The organism is Streptomyces sp. NPDC046900 (assembly GCF_040644975.1).
In the GTDB taxonomy this organism is placed as follows: domain Bacteria; phylum Actinomycetota; class Actinomycetes; order Streptomycetales; family Streptomycetaceae; genus Streptomyces.
Map to the genome: position 1 here is coordinate 161146 of NZ_JBEYXD010000007.1, position 13732 is coordinate 174877.

The following is a 13732-nucleotide window of genomic DNA, read 5'->3' on the forward strand; positions in this document are numbered from 1 at the left end:
CGTCGGCCCCGGCTGCGTAGCACCGCGTCAGCCACTACGGGCACGTCGGCGCCGCCCATACAGGGACGATACGCCCGCCGAACGGTGACCAGCATCCAGAGCCACCGCGCCCGGCGCACCGCAGTGGGTGTCGGCTCCGTGAGCGGGACGAGTCCGAGCGGATGAACGGACTCGTCTCACCGCGTCCTCAAGGAACCGGGTCAGGCGCGGACGTAGGCCGCGAGGTGCTCGCCCGTGAGGGTTGAGCGGGCGGCGACGAGGTCGGCGGGTGTGCCCTCGAAGACGATCCGCCCGCCGTCGTGGCCTGCGCCGGGACCGAGGTCGATGATCCAGTCGGCGTGGGCCATGACCGCCTGGTGGTGTTCGACGACGATGACCGACTTGCCGGAGTCGACGAGCCGGTCGAGCAGGCCGAGCAGCTGCTCGACGTCGGCGAGATGCAGACCGGCGGTCGGCTCGTCGAGGACGTAGACGCCGCCCTTGTCGGCCATATGGGTGGCCAGCTTGAGCCGCTGCCGCTCGCCGCCGGACAGCGTCGTGAGCGGCTGGCCGATGGCGAGGTAGCCGAGCCCGACGTCGACGAGTCGCTCGAGGATGCGGTGCGCGGCCGGCGTGTGTGCCTCGCCGGCGCGAAAGAACTCCTCGGCCTCCGTCACCGACATGGCCAGCACCTCGCTGATGTCGCGACCGCCGAGGTGGTAGTCGAGGACCGAGGCCTCGAAGCGCTTCCCCTCACAGTCCTCGCAGGTGGAGGCGACACCGGCCATCATCGCCAGGTCGGTGTAGACGACACCGGCGCCGTTGCACGTGGGGCAGGCGCCCTCGGAGTTGGCACTGAACAGCGCCGGCTTGACGCCGTTGGCCTTCGCGAACGCCTTGCGGATCGGTTCGAGCAGTCCGGTGTACGTCGCCGGGTTGCTCCGCCGGGAGCCCCGGATCGGGCTCTGGTCGACCGAGATCACGCCCGCGCCGGCGGGGATGGACCCATGGACGAGCGAGCTCTTGCCGGAGCCGGCGACACCGGTGACGACGGCCAGCACCCCGAGCGGGATGTCGACGTCGACACCTTGCAGGTTGTGTGTCGCCGCGCCGCGGATCTCCAGCGTGCCGGTGGACTTGCGCACCGTCTCCTTGAGGGAGGCCCGGTCGTCGAAGTGGCGGCCGGTGATGGTGCCACCGACCCTCAGGCCCTCGACGGTGCCTTCGAAGCAGACGGTGCCGCCCGCCGTACCGGCGCCGGGGCCGAGGTCGACGACGTGGTCCGCGATCGCGATGACCTCGGGCTTGTGCTCCACGACGAGCACCGTGTTGCCCTTGTCCCGCAGCCGCAGCAGCAGGTCGTTCATCCGCTGGATGTCATGGGGGTGCAGGCCGGTGGTGGGCTCGTCGAAGACGTAGGTCACGTCGGTGAGCGAGGAGCCGAGGTGACGGATCATCTTGACGCGCTGTGCCTCACCGCCCGACAGCGTGCCCGCGGGCCGGTCGAGCGAGAGGTAGCCGAGCCCGATCTCCACGAACGACTCGAGCGTGTGCTGCAGCGCGGTGAGCAGCGGCGCCACCGACGGATCGTCGAGCCCGCGGACCCATTCGGCCAGGTCGCTGATCTGCATCGCACACGCGTCGGCGATGCTGATCCCCTTGATCTTCGACGACCGGGCTCCCTCGCTGAGCCGGGTCCCCTCGCACTCCGGGCAGGTGGTGAACGTGACCGCCCGGTCCACGAACTCCCGGATGTGCGGCTGCATCGCCTCCCGGTCCTTGGAGAGCATCGACTTCTGGATCCGCGGGATCAGACCCTCGTAGGTCATGTTGATCCCCGCGATCTTCATCCTGGTCGGCTCGCGGTGGAGGAAGTCGTGGAGTTCCTTCTTGGTGTACTTGCGGATCGGCTTGTCCGCGTCGTAGAGGCCCGACTCGCTGTAGAGCCGGTAGTTCCAGCCGCCCGACTTGTAGCCGGGGACGGTGATCGCGCCCTCGTTGAGCGACTTGGAGTCGTCGAAGAGCTGGGTGAGGTCGAGATCGGTGACCGAACCCCGGCCCTCGCAACGGGGACACATGCCGCCGGTGCGGGTGAAGGTCGCCTTCACCGCCTTCTTGTCACCACGCTCGACCGTGATCGCACCGCTGGCCCGGACCGAGGGGACGTTGAAGGCGTAGGCGCTGGGCGGGCCGATGTGAGGCTGTCCGAGCCGGCTGAAGAGGATGCGCAGCATGGCATTGGCGTCGGTGGCGGTACCGACCGTGGATCGCGGGTCCGCCCCCATCCGCTGCTGGTCGACGATGATCGCGGTCGTCAGCCCGTCGAGGACGTCCACCTCGGGTCGCGACAGCGTCGGCATGAAGCCCTGCACAAAGGCGCTGTACGTCTCGTTGATCAGCCGCTGCGACTCCGCGGCGATGGTGTCGAACACCAATGAGCTCTTGCCCGAACCGGAGACGCCGGTGAAGACCGTCAGCCGTCGCTTCGGGATCTCGATGCTGACGTCCTTGAGGTTGTTCTCGCGCGCGCCGTGCACGCGGATCAGATCGTGACTGTCGGCAACGTACGGCGCAGACGATTGCGTGTCGGTCCTCATGGCCATGCTCATCGTGTCTCCATCTTTCGGCTGTCTACCTTATCGGCGGTGTCGACCGGCGTGGTGCGGCTTCCGACCGGCTGACGTCGTCCTGGGTCGCGCCCGGCGAAGGCGCCCAGGCGGCATCGAGGCTTCGGCCCGTCGAGCCTCTGGACCGCGGCCGTGCGGAGCGCGCCGGCCAGACGTCCGACCGGCCGGCTGCCATCGTGTTTCAGCCGACGGACGGGCATCCCAGCCTGGATGCGGCGCGGGAAGATGCGGACGGAACCAGCGGCACGTGGCCGGCTCACGCACATCGCAACGGATTGCGCCACGGACCTCCCCCCCAACGCCTGCCGGTAGCGCGTCGATCTCGCGGACTTCGCCTTCACCCTCGCTGGAAGGCCGCGGATGCGTCGGGGTCGTCATGCGGCAGGAAGGTCCAGTGAACGGTGATGCTCATGGCGGTCAGGCTAGACGTGGCCGGGTGACCTTGGCTTCTCCATTTCTGACCGGTCCGGTCACCGCAGGCGAAGGGCCCTCGCCCACGATCTCCGCCGGCAAGCCCCGCACGGCCGGCCTGCTGGCGGATCCCGCCGCGGCTCAGGCCTGGCTCGACCAGGCGCTGCCCGAGTGGAGCCGGGTCACCGGCAATCCCCTGGCCGGCATAGAACTCGCCCCTCAGGACCAGGAGGAGCTGCGAGCCTTCCCGGGACGCTCTGCGCCGGGCCACCGGCCAGAGCCGCGACGCCGCACTTCCCCCGCTGCACACGGCGGCCATCGCCATGCAGCTCGGCGGGAACGGAGAGGCCCACCTGGAACCGCGTGGCACCGGGTGGCGGCGGCTCGCAGCCCTGGCCCTGATCGAGATCTCCGAGGCCCAACAGGCCGGGACCTGGCCGCGGTTGAGGATGTGCCGCAACGACCGGTGCGGCACCGCGTTCTTCGACCGGTCGAGGAACAACAGCGGGGTCCGGCACGACGTCAAGGTCTGCGGCGACGCGGCAAATCCGCGGGCCTACAGGGCACGGCAGCGGGCCGAGAACGCGTCGTAGACGCGACTTCCCCAGCACGACAGGGCCGGCCGTCGCTGTGACGGCGGCGCAGTCACCGAGAGCGCCTCAGCCGGTGGCCATGCCGCGCACACAGAGGAGTACGGCTGTACGTCCTCGGGCAGCTCGGACTCATCCAGGGTCCGGAGTTGGACGAGCGCTGACTTCCCTTCCCGCGGGAGGAAAGGCGCGGGACTCGACACTGTGACTCAGCTCCGGGGACCGCGGTCTGTGCTCGTCGACACTTAGGAGCGTATGCTCCTAAGTGCGGAATGGGGCAGGGCGGCCCCGAGAGCCGGGCCGGCAGCGCAGAGGACTTCCCCGTCAGCCAGGAGACCGGCCACGGCACCGCACGAAATCCATCCATGAGGCGCTGGAGAGGCCGGCCCTAGATGACTCTGCCCGAAAACCCTTACCCGACCGCTGTCCTTCCCCGCGCGATGTCAGCCGTGCCGATCCCTCGCTGGGAGCGCCGGGACTGGTTGCGCACCGGCGGGCTGCTGGCAGTGATCGCAGTGCTGCACCTGGTGGCGTTCGGCATCCTGGCCGCGCTCGTGGCCCCACACCATTACAAGGTCGGCGGTGAGGTCTTCGGCCTCGGGCTCGGCGTGACCGCCTACACGCTCGGCGTACGGCATGCGTTCGATGCCGACCACATCGCCGCGATCGACAACACCACCCGCAAGCTCATGGCCGACGGCAAGCGCCCCGTCTCCGTCGGCTTCTGGTTCGCGCTGGGCCACTCCACCGTCGTGGCACTGCTGGCCGCCGGGATCGCCGCGGGTGCACGGCTGACGACGACGCTGACCAACGACGACTCGAGCACTCGCCGCCATCTGGGGGTGGTCGGCACGCTGGCCTCGGGCGGCTTCCTGTACCTGATCGCCGCGCTCAATGTGCTCGCCCTCGCCGGGATCTGGCGGGTGTTCAAGGCGATGCGCGCAGGCCAATTCGACGAGCACGAGCTGACCAAGCACCTGGACAGCCGCGGCTTCATGAACCGCGTCCTGGGCCGGCTCACCCGGTCCGTCTCCCACCCTGGTCAGATGTACCCGGTAGGGCTGCTCTTCGGAATCGGGTTCGACACCGCCACCGAGGTCACGCTGATGGTGATGGCCGGCTCCGGCGCCGCAGCCGGGCTGCCGTGGTACGCGATCGTCTGCCTGCCGCTGCTGTTCGCCGCCGGGATGAGCTTGTTCGACACCCTGGACGGGACGTTCATGAACTTCGCGTACCACTGGGCTTTCTCGAACCCGGTCCGCAAGGTCTACTACAACCTCACCATCACCGGCCTGTCCATCGCCGTCGCGTTTCTGATCGGCACGATCGAGCTGATCGGCTCCCTGCACGACCAGCTCGGCTTGACCGACCCGATCACCGGCGAGATCTCCGCGGTCGATCTCAACAATGTCGGCTTCGTGATCGTCGGAGTCTTCGTGCTCGTGTGGACATGCGCGGTGGGTTACTGGCGCATCGCGAAGGTCGAGCACCGCTGGAAGCATGCGGCCGGCCGGGCCGGCACGGGCTGAGAGCACGCGCGGGTTGCGCCGCACAGTGCCCCAGCGCGCGGAAGCGACAGATCACCGCTCAACCTATACTCGCGCTTGAGGGAGCCGTTCTGTGACGAACAGTGCCGTCGGACAACACCGCCGTAGATGCCGGTCCACTCTGAGCCCGGATCTCACGGCGGTCTTGCACTGCGCCGTCCGCGAGGCTCTCTGCCGACTGAACGCGGTGGCGGCAGGCGTGTACCTCCTCGACGAGGACGCCACCGAGATCCGAGTCGCGCTGATCGTCGGCGGTCTCCCCTCCTTGTTCACACTTCCGGGACGGATGGAGCTGGACGCGTCCTACGCCTCGGCACGCGCGCTGGCCTCGGGACGTGTGGAGATCCTGGCCGATCCGTACCAGACCGAAGCGGGCCATGAGCAGCATGTGCCGCCCTATCCGTACGTCGCCCTCGCGGCCCCCGTCATCGCCGCCGACCAGCGCTTCGGTGCCCTCACCGTCCTTCGGACGGAGGAACAGGGCGACTACCAGGAGCATGACCGATCGCGCTTGCAGCAGATAGGGAGCGAGCTTGCGACGGCCCTCGCCAAGCTCGCCGCGAGCGGGGCGGAGATCAAGCCCGGTCCCATGCCGGTGCTCGTACCGGCCGGGACGGATGCGGACACGAACGTCTGCACACCGGGCTGGGGAGTGGCCGACGTCCCCGGCTCCGGGGGCATGAGCCTCATGTATCCGGTGCGGCGACTCGCCGACCTGCTGAACCAGATCACGACCATGGACGACATCGTCGCGGCAGCCCAGTACTGCGTCATGGACCCGTTCGACGCCCAGGCCTTGGTCCTGACCTCGGCGTCCGAGGGCCGCCTCTGGGTCCTCGGACACAGCGGGGCCTCGTGCGGCCTGGTCAAGAGCCTCCATGGCGCCCGGTTGGACTCCAGTATCCCGGCAGCGGAGGCGGTCCGAGGGCGCCCGCTGTTCATCTGTGCGCGGCCGGCCGACTCCGGGAGGTCCGACAGCGACGTCCAATCCGAGGCGTACCTGCCTCTCATCGGATGCCGGAAGGCCACCGACCTCCCTCTCGTCGGGTGCAGGAACGTCGTCGGCGCCTTCTGTCTGACGTTCCAAGGACCCCGCGGCTTTCCGCCCGAGGAAAGGGCGGTCCTGAGCATAATGGCGGAAATGCTGGGCGCGGCCTTGGAACGCGTCGATCTGAGTGAGAGGCAGCATGAAGTCGCCGAATACCTCCAAAGGACGCTTCTCCCCTCCACGCTCTCCGAGCTGCCCGGACTGACCACCACAGCGCGTTACCGACCTGCCACGGCCACGTCCATGGTGGGTGGTGACTGGTACGACGTGATCAAACTGCCGGGTGAACGGATGGTGCTGGTCGTCGGCGACGTGGAAGGCCACGCCATGGAGAGCGCCGCCGTGATGGGGCAGGTGCGCACCGCGGTCGCCGCCTATGCGACCGAAGGACATCGCCCCGCGGCGGTGATCGACCGTACCGGCAGGTTGCTCACCGAACTGGGTACGGACCTGCTTGTGACCTGCTGCGTCGTCGCCCTGGACACGACCGACGGCATGGCCGAGGTGGCCCTGGCCGGCCATCCCGAACCGCTGGTGCGCGGCCCCGACGGGAGTGTCCGCACCCTGGAGGCCCCCGCGAACGTGCCCCTGGGCGTCAGGATGCCGGATGCCTACTGGGGGCGTGAGCACGTCCTTGAGCCCGGATCCGTCGTGATGCTCTACTCCGACGGTCTGGTCGACTGGCACGCGAGCGACCCGGGATCCGGTGCGCGAGCACTGCTCCGCTCGGGCAGCCACGCAGCTGGGGCCGATCTGGAACAACTGGCCGACCACCTCATCGCCGAGGATCCCGGCCCCCAGCACCGCCGGGACGACGCGGTGCTGCTCCTGGCCCGCTATGAAGGTGCCGTCGGCGAGGGTGCGCCCCGAACGGGGAATCTGCAGATCCCCCGCCGCGACCTGCAGGGAGTCAAGACGGCCCGCGGCTTCGTGGCCGACCGGCTGTCCTCCTGGGGGCTGTCGGACATCTCGGACGACCTTCAGCTCATCGCGTCCGAGGTCGTCACCAACGCGCTCATCCACGCGGACAGCGACGTCGATGTCCGGCTGCGGGCCTTCGCGGATCATGTCCGGCTGGAGGTGAGGGACTCCGACAGCAACCCGCCCATACCCTCGCACCTGGCGCTGACCGAAGGGGAGAACGCGGCAGCCGAGCACGGCCGCGGTCTCCTCATCGTCGAGGCCCTGGCCGGACCGTGGAACAGCTCCCCCAACGGGCGGGGCAAGACGGTGTCACTGGATATGCGCATCCCGCTGGACGAGCCGTGACGCGTCCCGTCCGTGCCCGCCGGCACGCGTTGTGCCCAGACCGTCGCTCCGGGCGGCCGATGGTCTCGGTCGGCGCATGACGGTCGGGCCTACTGTCGGCCGATCGGACGTGTTCGGGCCCCGGCGACGTCCGGACGGCCCCGGCTTGCTCCCCGTACCGCTCGGAGCGAGCGTGTCGTCACTCGGCCCAGGGCTGGAAGCCGGTGCCGAGGACGGCTTCCAGAGAGGCGCGCAGCTGGGCTGCGTCGCCGGCTCCGAAGCTCTCCTCGAACCGGGCTTGGACGGCGCGCCACAGCGGCAGCGCCGCTTTCATGCGGGAGACGCCGTCCGGAGTGATCGTGACGATCCGCGCGCGGCGGTCGGCTGCCGACGGTTCGACGGTCACCAGACCCTCGCGCGCGAGCGGCTTGAGGTTGGAGGCCATCGTGGTGCGGTCCATGGCGATCCCCTCGGCGAGGCTGGTGATCGTCATTTCGCCCGCCGCACTGAGCTTCTGCAGGATGCTGAACTGCGTCGCACGAAGACCGACCGGCGCCAGGGCCTTGTCATAGGTCGCGCCGAGATATCGGGACGCTTTGCGCAGTGCCAGGTTGTTGCAGGTGTCGGCGAGGTCCGTCGGCGTAGTGGGCATGGTCTCCTCCAGGGCTCTCGCACCCATGATAGGAGTACGTGCTCGCAAATTGAAGGGGCGGCCGGCATGCCGCCGATGGGCGGGACCTGCGATATCACCCCTTGCGGACACGAGCACCCCGCGCGAGGCCGAGACGAATGCGTGGCCGCCTCAATGATCCGGCCTTGCCGTCCCATCAATACGCGCATATGCTCGTAGGCGTCCGCCCTGCCTTGACGTCCCCCTCCGGGCGCCGGCACAAGGGCGGCGGACCGGCGGATCCCTGGATGCAGGGCACTCCGTTCGGCGGGCTTGCGGACGATCGCCGCCGTGGAGACGGATGCGTCTGACTGAATACGATTCGAGTAGCAATTCCGTATTGATCTCATATGCGAGGTTGTGCCGTGGATGGTATTGCCGACATGGGAGGAACCCCGGGATGGGGCCCCGTTCACCCGCCGAGGCCTGATGAACCGGTCTTCGAGGAACCGTGGCAGCGCCGAGCCTTCGCGCTGGGGATCCTCTCCAGCCGCGTTGCGTGCGGCGGCGTCAACACGGACGCCTTCAGACACGCGCACGAGCGCCTGGACCGGGCTGCCTACCTCGAGGACGGCTATTACGGGCGCTGGCTCAACGGCGCGGAGCTGATGCTCACCGAACGCTCCATCCTGGCACCGGGAGCGATCGACGCCCGCGCCCGCAATCTGCGCGGCGAACACGTCGAGGAGCCACCGATCCCGGAGCCCGCCAGGCCCGACTACGCCCCGACCGCCGAGGGCTCACTGCGCACCGTGGACACCGCCCCGGTCTTCGCCGTCGGCGAGCGTGTACGGGCCAAGGACATGTCGCCGCCCGGGCACACCCGGCTGCCCGGCTATGCGCGCGGACACATCGGTGTCGTCGACGCCGTCCAGCCCGCCGCCGTACTGCCGGACACCAACGCCCACTTCCAGGGCGAGAACCCGCAGCACGTCTACTCGGTGCGATTCGACTCACGCGAACTGTGGGGCGCCGACGTCGAACCCTTCTCGATCACCGCGGAAATGTACGAAAGCTACCTGGAGACCACCTCATGACCACCACCCCCGGATCCGGCGAGCGCCTTCCGGTCGCACTGCGCACCGAGGCGCTCGAGCAACTGCTCACCGAGCGGGGCCTGATCGACCCCAAGGTGATGAACGGGATCATCACCGAGTACGAGACCAACGTGGGCCCGCTCAACGGCGCCAAGGTCGTCGCCAGGGCCTGGACCGACCCGGACTACCGGCGACGGCTGCTCCAGGACGGCACCGCCGCCATCAAGGAACTGGGCTTCTCCGGTGCGCAGGGCGAGCACATCGTCGTCGTGGAGAACACCCCCACCACTCACAACGTCGTGGTCTGCACGCTGTGCTCGTGCTATCCGTGGCCGGTGCTCGGCCTGCCGCCGAGCTGGTACAAGGACCCCGCCTACCGCTCGCGCGTGGTCAGGGAACCCCGCACGGTCTTGTCCGAGATGGGACTCGAACTCGACGACGACGTACGGATCACCGTCCACGACTCCACCAGCGAGGTGCGCTGGCTGGTCCTGCCCGAGCGTCCGGCCGGCACCGAGCACCTGACCGAGGAAGAACTCGTGCCGCTGGTGACCCGGGACGCGATGGTCGGCGTGGCCAAGGTGACAGCATCATGAGCGCGCCACTGGACATCGAGGGCCCCGCCGCACCGCCCCGCGCCAACGGCGAGCTGGTGTTCGCCGAACCCTGGGAGAGCCGCGCCTTCGGCATGGCCGTCAGCCTGTACGAGGCGGGAGCGTTCACCTGGCCGGACTTCCAGGCCGCACTGATCGCCCGGATCAGAGCATGGGAGACCGCGGCGGCGCAGGACGAGCCCTACAACTACTACCAGCTGTGGCTGGCTGCCCTCGAGGACGTGCTCGTCGGCCTGTGCGCGGTGTCCACGGACGAGATCACCGCACGCACCCAAGCCCTGTCAGAACGCCCCGCGGGCCATGACCACCGGGACGATCACGGCCACGGCCACCACCACGACCATTGATCCAGGCCGCTCTCCCTCACCGCCGACTGCGACATCGGCGCCGAGCCCCGGATCGTCACTAACAGTCCGGGGTCGGCGGACTGTCCCTCGTCCGGATGAATGGGCGAAATAAGCGTTAAGACATTGCCAATGTTGGCTTAGAAGGCCGAGCGCGACGCGTTCGTCTCCAGCTCGCCTCATAAATGGCCTGTGTACTCGGTCAGCCCCCTCTGCATACTCCGCGCGCCGAGCTGCGGCCGATCACTCTGCTGGCTCATGTTCAGAGCACCGGCCAGACATAAGCTAACGTCGCATGGTCATGTTGCTCAGGGCTCAAAGGTGAGCTGTCGAGTGTCCCGCTACCACCGGTCCAGCCTCGAGACTCAAGGGAATCCCCATGCAGCCCGGTTCCACCGCTGAACTGCACGACAGCACGGCCGTCCACCCGCCCCAGGAGCCGCCGACCAAGCGGACACCCGTCCGGGCTTGGTTGCAGCCGTCTCTGATCGGGCTGATCGTGGTCTCGGCCTTCATCAGCTGCTACGTGGGGCTGGCGCGCGCTCCAAAGCCACATCACCTCCCGGTCGCCGTGGTCGGCAGCCACCTGTCCACGCAGATCCAGCACGCCCTCGGCGACAGCATCGACATCCGTCCGGAGCCGGACACCGCTGCGGCGGACCATGCGCTGAAGCACCGGGACGTCGTCGCGGTGGTGACCAAGCGGGGAGGAGGCGGTCTGTCCCTCAGGGTCGCCGGAGCCAACGGGTTGTCCACCACCAGCGCCGTGGAGAGTCTGGTGTCCGCCTATGCCCACGGTGCGGGCAAGACCGTGAAGATGACCGATGCCGTGCCGCTGGCCCGCTACGACAGCCGGGGCCTGGCAGGTTTCTACGTCGCCTTCGGCGTCACCCTCTCCGGCTTCGCCCTGGCGCAAAGTGTCCTCGGGCTGTCCCAGCTCCTGCATCTCCGGCACCGTTTCACCCTGATGGCATGCTTCGCGGTGGCCGCCGGCATCGTCGCCGCCACACTGGCCGGGCCGGTCCTGGGCGCTGTACCTGCTCCCTTCCCACTGCTGGCGATGACCCTGGCACTGCTGTCTGCTGCCGCGGCCTTCACCACCAAACTCCTCGGGACCTATCTCGGCCCGGTGGGTATCCCCGTGGCCACGCTTCTGCTGCTCACGGTCGGCAACGCGACGAGCGGGGCGACCATCGGAGCGGATCTGCTCCCCAGCGTCGCGCACGCGGTCTCAGCCGTTCTGCCTCCAGGAGCGGCCGTGCGCGCGATCACCGACCTGAGCTACTTCGACGGAGCCCACGCCATCGCTCCCCTGGCGACTCTCGCCGCCTGGGCCGTGGCATCCGCACTGCTGGTGTGGGGACGCTCGACCTACCACGCGGCGAAGCCTCGACAGGGGTAACCGAGCCTCGACGGAGGCGCCAGCCATCGGCGGACGGGCATCCTTCGTAACCTGCTTGGACCAGCCAGCACGCACTCCCCCGCATCGGGTGGAACCGTAGAGGTACGGGCTCCGGGCACCTGCTTGCCTCGAACGCGCACCGCGCAGCTTGCGGCCAGGACGAACTTCCACGCGAAGGGAAGAGCAGCGTATGACCTGCTCGAAGGGTTCATGCACGAGAAACTGCTGAGCAAGATCGCGGACGAGCTCCTGCGTCTGCGCCATGACGCGTCCCGCAGCTCGCAGGACCGGTCGACGCCCACCGGCTACGGCTTGGACACCGCGCTGATCGGTGACTTCGTCGCGGGCACGCTGGATGCCCCGCGTGAGGCGGCGCTCGCGGACCAAGTGGCACGGCTGCTGCCGTTCCACTGGTCCCTGCCCAACACACTGGCCGGGGCGATGACGCAGGTCATCGACTACCTGGAGGGTCATCAGGGTCTGGTGACGTGGCTGGACCGGTACCCGGGCCGGCCGCGACTGGTGGCACGGCTGTACGTCTTCATCGGGCTCCTGGACCAATTCAGCGAAGAGTCGGCGGTCGTCACCGCCCTGCGCGAATCCAGGGAACGGACACCCTACCCACCGGGACTCCAGGGTTATCTGGTACCGGAGACGGACGACGAGACGCTCGGCGGCATCGCCTTCAAGATCGAGGAGTTGCTCGGCGACGGCCAGGTACACAAGGCCGTCGAGCTGGCTCTGGCCACGGTGGCGTGGCTCCAGCAGGTGGCGCCGCGCGCCGCGGAACTCGACTCCAAGATGGACGAACTGAGTGAGCTCATGGACCACACACGCCGTGAAATCGAGTCCGCCGCAGCCGAGTTGTAAGCGTCGCTGCACCATCGACCAGTAAGCCGGGGCCGGCTCAAGCCGGTACCCGGCTCGAACTCGTGTCAGCGCCAATGCAGACCCAGAGTCTCTCGCGAGCCTGCTGGTATGGGCCGCTCCCCCACGTTCAGTCGCGCTCGCAGTAATGTTCAGCCGCCCTTTGGGTATCGCGCGCTCCTCCTGGGGAGGATCACCTCCCATCCATCCGCACTCCTGCCTCGGCAGTCGCCGCAACAACTTCGGCCGCTACTGGACCACTTGACGTCGAACGGCACCACAGGGCAGATGCGGTTGCACCTGCCGGTGCCGTCTATGCGATGTCCGGCACAGCAAGACAGTCCGAGGCGAGTGGGGACGAATCCCAGCGAGGATCGATGTTCTCAGCACTGATGCACCGTCAGAAGTCTTCTGGAAGACGGCCGGTACGAAGGTCGTCCGGAGCACTGCGCTCTCTGCGGCTGCGGTGGTCCGCGCTCGCGAGCGCCCTCGGCGCGGCAGCACTGATCATTGCGACTCCGACTGTCGCCAACGCCAACGTCCTGACTCTGCTGCCGCAGAACGCCGACGGCCTGGAGCAGAGTTTCTCCCCCGCCTACGACTACGACAAGGACGGCTGCTACGCCACAGCCGCCATCGGCGCCGACGGCACCATCAACCCGGGCCTGAAGCTCGGCGGCGACGTCAACGGGCACTGCCACGACTACGCCCAACTCGCCAACGCCAACACCTACTCGCGCGAGAAGTGCAACAACGGCTGGTGCGCCGTGATGTACGCCAGCTACTTCGAAAAGGACCAGGCCACGCTCGGTCCTGCCGCCATCGGCCACACCCACGACTGGGAGCACGTCGTGGTCTGGATCAACAACAACGAAGTGCAGTACGTGTCGGTCTCCCAGCACAGCGGCTACCAGGTGGAACCGCGCTCCTCCGTGCGCTTCGACGGAACCCATCCGAAGGTCGTCTATCACAAGGACGGCGTTTCGACGCACTGCTTCCGTTTCGCCAACAACAATGACGAACCGCCCGAGAACGCCACAGGCGGTTGGTTCTATCCCCGCCTCGTGGGCTGGAACGGCTACCCGAGCGGCTTCCGTGACAAGCTCATGAGCGCCGACTTCGGCGCGGCCACCATCAAGATCAGGGACAGCGACTTCAACTACCACCTCGCCCACTCCATGCCGTCCGGCATCCCCTTCGACCCGAATGCCTGAGCGCAGCCGCTGACGGTTGACGGGCCACCGTAGGAAGAACCGTTGATCACGGTGGGGCGGGCGGCCTCGTCGCTGCCCGTCCCACTCACGCGCGCCTCGTCGTGCGAGGTGATGGCGCCGTCCACGGCCGGTCC

Annotated in this window: 11 protein-coding genes; 9 read left to right on the top strand and 2 right to left on the bottom strand. The window is 68.3% G+C overall.

Features of this window, described 5'->3' with window-relative positions:
• Positions 1 to 200: 200 nt before the first annotated feature.
• Positions 201 to 2588, bottom strand: a complete 2388-nt coding sequence (locus ABZ904_RS10330) for an excinuclease ABC subunit UvrA (RefSeq protein WP_359400169.1) — start codon at positions 2586 to 2588, stop codon at positions 201 to 203.
• A gap of 752 nt (positions 2589 to 3340) precedes the next feature.
• Here ABZ904_RS10330 and ABZ904_RS10335 point away from each other — a divergent pair.
• The 3 genes from ABZ904_RS10335 (at position 3341) to ABZ904_RS10345 (ending at position 7471) form a co-directional block, all read left to right on the top strand.
• A complete protein-coding gene (locus ABZ904_RS10335) occupies positions 3341 to 3610 on the top strand; it encodes a CGNR zinc finger domain-containing protein (RefSeq protein WP_359400172.1) in 270 nt (89 codons plus the stop codon).
• A 437-nt stretch (positions 3611 to 4047) separates the two neighbouring features.
• Entirely contained in the window at positions 4048 to 5136 is a 1089-nt protein-coding gene (locus ABZ904_RS10340; RefSeq protein WP_360992572.1) for a HoxN/HupN/NixA family nickel/cobalt transporter, read from the top strand.
• A 91-nt stretch (positions 5137 to 5227) separates the two neighbouring features.
• Positions 5228 to 7471: a SpoIIE family protein phosphatase gene (locus ABZ904_RS10345; RefSeq protein WP_360992278.1), complete on the top strand. Its 2244-nt coding sequence runs from the start codon at positions 5228 to 5230 to the stop codon at positions 7469 to 7471.
• A gap of 178 nt (positions 7472 to 7649) precedes the next feature.
• Here ABZ904_RS10345 and ABZ904_RS10350 read toward each other — a convergent pair whose 3' ends face one another.
• Positions 7650 to 8129, bottom strand: a complete 480-nt coding sequence (locus tag ABZ904_RS10350; RefSeq protein WP_359400181.1) for a MarR family winged helix-turn-helix transcriptional regulator — start codon at positions 8127 to 8129, stop codon at positions 7650 to 7652.
• A 341-nt stretch (positions 8130 to 8470) separates the two neighbouring features.
• Between ABZ904_RS10350 and nthB the strand changes: the two genes are divergently transcribed.
• The 6 genes from nthB (at position 8471) to ABZ904_RS10380 (ending at position 13598) form a co-directional block, all read left to right on the top strand.
• Positions 8471 to 9157 carry a nitrile hydratase subunit beta gene (nthB, locus tag ABZ904_RS10355; protein WP_360992274.1) on the top strand — a complete coding sequence of 229 codons (687 nt, stop codon included), beginning with the start codon at positions 8471 to 8473 and terminating at the stop codon, positions 9155 to 9157.
• Entirely contained in the window at positions 9154 to 9753 is a 600-nt protein-coding gene (nthA, locus tag ABZ904_RS10360) for a nitrile hydratase subunit alpha (RefSeq protein ID WP_359400187.1), read from the top strand. Before nthB ends, nthA begins: the two co-directional genes overlap by 4 nt.
• On the top strand, positions 9750 to 10118 hold the full coding sequence (locus ABZ904_RS10365) for a nitrile hydratase accessory protein (RefSeq protein WP_359400190.1): 369 nt from the start codon (positions 9750 to 9752) through the stop codon (positions 10116 to 10118). The genes nthA and ABZ904_RS10365 overlap by 4 nt, the downstream gene beginning before the upstream one ends.
• Positions 10119 to 10494: 376 nt before the next feature.
• Positions 10495 to 11517, top strand: coding sequence for a hypothetical protein (locus ABZ904_RS10370; RefSeq protein WP_360992269.1), 1023 nt, complete (start codon positions 10495 to 10497; stop codon positions 11515 to 11517).
• A 210-nt stretch (positions 11518 to 11727) separates the two neighbouring features.
• Positions 11728 to 12387: a hypothetical protein gene (locus ABZ904_RS10375; RefSeq protein WP_359400196.1), complete on the top strand. Its 660-nt coding sequence runs from the start codon at positions 11728 to 11730 to the stop codon at positions 12385 to 12387.
• A gap of 452 nt (positions 12388 to 12839) precedes the next feature.
• Positions 12840 to 13598, top strand: a complete 759-nt coding sequence (locus ABZ904_RS10380) for an NPP1 family protein (RefSeq protein WP_359400299.1) — start codon at positions 12840 to 12842, stop codon at positions 13596 to 13598.
• Positions 13599 to 13732 lie beyond the last annotated feature (134 nt).

Excerpts from the sequence above, each read along its gene's own strand:
- ABZ904_RS10365 (WP_359400190.1), top strand. The coding sequence starts at position 9,750 with ATGAGCGCGCCACTGGACATCGAGGGCCCCGCCGCACCGCCCCGCGCC.
- nthA (WP_359400187.1), top strand. The coding sequence starts at position 9,154 with ATGACCACCACCCCCGGATCCGGCGAGCGCCTTCCGGTCGCACTGCGC.
- ABZ904_RS10340 (WP_360992572.1), top strand. The coding sequence starts at position 4,048 with ATGTCAGCCGTGCCGATCCCTCGCTGGGAGCGCCGGGACTGGTTGCGC.
- nthB (WP_360992274.1), top strand. The coding sequence starts at position 8,471 with ATGCGAGGTTGTGCCGTGGATGGTATTGCCGACATGGGAGGAACCCCG.
- ABZ904_RS10330 (WP_359400169.1), bottom strand. The coding sequence starts at position 2,588 with ATGAGCATGGCCATGAGGACCGACACGCAATCGTCTGCGCCGTACGTT.
- ABZ904_RS10375 (WP_359400196.1), top strand. The coding sequence starts at position 11,728 with ATGCACGAGAAACTGCTGAGCAAGATCGCGGACGAGCTCCTGCGTCTG.
- ABZ904_RS10370 (WP_360992269.1), top strand. The coding sequence starts at position 10,495 with ATGCAGCCCGGTTCCACCGCTGAACTGCACGACAGCACGGCCGTCCAC.
- ABZ904_RS10335 (WP_359400172.1), top strand. The coding sequence starts at position 3,341 with ATGCAGCTCGGCGGGAACGGAGAGGCCCACCTGGAACCGCGTGGCACC.
- ABZ904_RS10350 (WP_359400181.1), bottom strand. The coding sequence starts at position 8,129 with ATGGGTGCGAGAGCCCTGGAGGAGACCATGCCCACTACGCCGACGGAC.